Source organism: Vibrio sp. 03_296 (genome assembly GCF_002265885.1).
On the sequence record NZ_NPKW01001092.1, the window covers coordinates 1 to 531 of the forward strand.

At 47.3% G+C, this 531-nt stretch carries 1 pseudogene; it reads right to left on the minus strand.

Going from position 1 to position 531, the window contains the following annotated elements:
• A pseudogene (locus CIK04_RS30015) lies at positions 1-354 on the minus strand (FAD-dependent oxidoreductase); the annotation flags it as partial.
• Positions 355-531: the final 177 nt, after the last annotated feature.

A 531-nucleotide genomic window follows, 5' to 3' on the forward strand; every position in this document is an offset into this window, starting at 1 on the left:
CTCACAGCCGAGCCTAAACTGCACCGACTGTTGGCGTAAGTGTTCGGTTAATGGATTTATCACTGATTCTGAAATCGGGCGTTTATAGCCCAAACTGTAGGCATTGGGTGCATCGGAGTGAAACGGCCCTCTTGCTTGTTGAGCGAAATCCAAAACAGAGAGGGAGGGGCTGTGATCTGTTGCGCCGATCCAACCCAGTAGGACTGGACGCAAAAAGGCCGCCAATTTGGGTCTTTGGTTGTATTCGAAATAGCGCTCAAGAGGGGTTTTGAGTAACTCAGCGCTGTCAGGCAAGTTCTGTAAACGCGTTTTAAACCAATAGATATCAATGAGTGGAACCCTGCGTACGTGCATGGCATGAGGCAGATTTCATGTTGTCAACAAGCTTGTCTATCGGTGAAAAATAGCTGCGTTTGAACTTGCATTGTTTATTCCGATTGACCCCAATGAAACTGTACTTTCTTCTGGGGGTAGACGAAGTCAAAGCAAAGTGCCGTTTTCGGTTGGTATTTCTTGCAAGAACGACAGCAG